At 51.9% G+C, this 2,156-nt stretch carries 1 protein-coding gene; it reads left to right on the top strand.

The genetic code is table 11. From position 1 onward, the window contains the following. Nucleotides 1-234 precede the first annotated feature (234 nt). Nucleotides 235-2,127, top strand: a complete 1,893-nt coding sequence (locus RUMCAL_RS04820) for an endo-1,4-beta-xylanase (RefSeq protein WP_021681465.1) — start codon at nucleotides 235-237, stop codon at nucleotides 2,125-2,127. Nucleotides 2,128-2,156: the final 29 nt, after the last annotated feature.

Here is a 2,156-nt window from a genome sequence, read left to right as displayed (position 1 = left end):
GTATGCCCTCAAAATTTAGTATACCACACTTTGCGAAAAATGTCAAACAACAAATTACAATACCTATATATAAGTGGCAGCCGCCACTTCTCCCAACCGGAAAGCACGTCTTTTGCACAAAATAAGGCGTGCTTTTTTGTGATTTCATACAAATATTCGTGTGGTTAGTTGACTTTTTCTGCTTCACATGCTACAATAAAATAGAATATTTTTGTGGCAGGGAGGAACACATTCATGAAAAAAGAAATCAAAACTCGTGTAACTGCCGGCGTGCTGAGTGCCGTGATGCTCTGTGCAGCAGTTCCGGTAACGACAGCGTTCAGCAGCAGTTCTGCTGGCATTGTCAGTGCGGCAGAAGACGACGGCACCACAGAGATCTACAGCAACGACTTCGAGGACGGCGATGTTTCGGCATTCACCGGCAGAGGCGGCGTAGAAACCATTACCGCAACCGATTCGCAGGCATACAGCGGCTCTTACTCCATGTGCATCAGCGACAGAGAGAAAAACTGGAACGGCCCGCAGTTCCTGCTGGACGACAAGTGCGAAGCCGGCGTGCAGTACACTGTCAGTGCCGCAGCAAAGACCGAGTGGTACAACTCGATCAATCTGAGCATGGAATACACCGATGCCAGCGGCGAACGCCACTACAGCAATTTGCAGGCACAGACCAGCAACGGCGACTGGGCAACATTCTCCAACGTGAAGTTCAGCTTCTCCGAGGACGTTTCCAAGGTATACCTGTACTTTGAGTGCAACGACAAAGCCACCATGTACATCGACGATTTCGAAGTACGCACGGCTCCGGTATACCCCATTCAGAAAGACATTCCGTCCCTCAAGGACGTGTATGCCAACGATTTCAAGATCGGCACCGCAGTGACCACTGCGGAACTGGCTCCCCAGTCCACCAAGGATCTGATCGCCAAGCATTTCAACAGCATCACGCTGGGCAACGAACTGAAGCCGGAATCCATTCTGAACAAAGCCGCTACCCTCGCTTCCGGCAGCAACACCGATCCGGTCATCAATCTGGCAAGTGCCAGAACCATTCTGAATTACTGCCGTGATAACAACATTCCGGTTCGCGGACACGTGCTGGTATGGCACAGCCAGACACCGGACTGGTTCTTTAAGGAAGGCTTTCAGGACGACGGCGACTGGGTATCCAAGGACGTGATGCTCCAGCGTATGGAGAACTACATCAAGAACGTTTTCGCGGCTCTGGAAGAAGAATACCCGACGGTAAACTTCTACGCATGGGACGTGGTCAACGAAGCATGGCTGGACAACGGCGTTCCCCGCACCGGCGGCGGACAGTCCGAGAATGCCAACTATTCCGGCTGGGTCAAGGTATTCGGCGACAACTCCTTTATCGAACCGGCATTTGAGTATGCCAGAAAGTACGCTCCGGCAAACACCAAGCTGTACTACAACGACTTCAACGAGTACATGCCGCAGAAAACCGATGCGATCTGCAAAATGGCTCTGGAACTGAAAGACAAGGGACTGATCGACGGTATCGGCATGCAGTCCCATCTGGACGTTGGATTCCCCAACGTTTCCACCTATAAGAAGGCTCTGGAAAAGTTTGTCGAAACCGGTCTGGACATTCAGGTCACCGAGTTGGACATCACCACCTCTGACACCTCGGAAGCCGGCTTCGAGAAGCAGGCAGAGATATACAAGGGCATCATGGACGCATGCGTAGAGTATGCAGACAGCATTTCCGCAGTGGTATTCTGGGGCACCACCGACGACAAGAGTTGGAGAGCCGCAAAAACCCCGCTGCTGTTCAATGAGAACTACACCGCAAAGCCGTCGTTCTACGCCATCGTAGAGGGCAAGGATCCGGTAGTCACCACAGAAACCACTGCGGAAACTACCACCACTACCACTACCACTACCACTGTCACCGAACCGGTCGGCAATGTCATTCGCGGCGATGTCAACGAGGACGGCATGCTGAACGGATTCGATCTGGCGATCATGCGGGATATGCTGTTCAAAGAAGTTGCACTTGTACCGTCGGAAACTGATCCGAATTTCCAGCGTGCTGACATGAACGCTGACGGCAGTTTCAACATTCAGGACGCTGTCACATTGATGAAGTTCCTGCTGGGTTAAGGCAATACCGCACAAAGCTTGTGCGTAAG

This window comes from Ruminococcus callidus ATCC 27760 (assembly GCF_000468015.1).
GTDB lineage: Bacteria > Bacillota > Clostridia > Oscillospirales > Ruminococcaceae > Ruminococcus_C > Ruminococcus_C callidus.
This window is presented reverse-complemented; position numbering and strand designations above follow the sequence as displayed.

Coding starts and splice junctions, on each gene's coding strand:
- RUMCAL_RS04820 (WP_021681465.1), top strand. CDS start 235: ATGAAAAAAGAAATCAAAACTCGTGTAACTGCCGGCGTGCTGAGTGCC.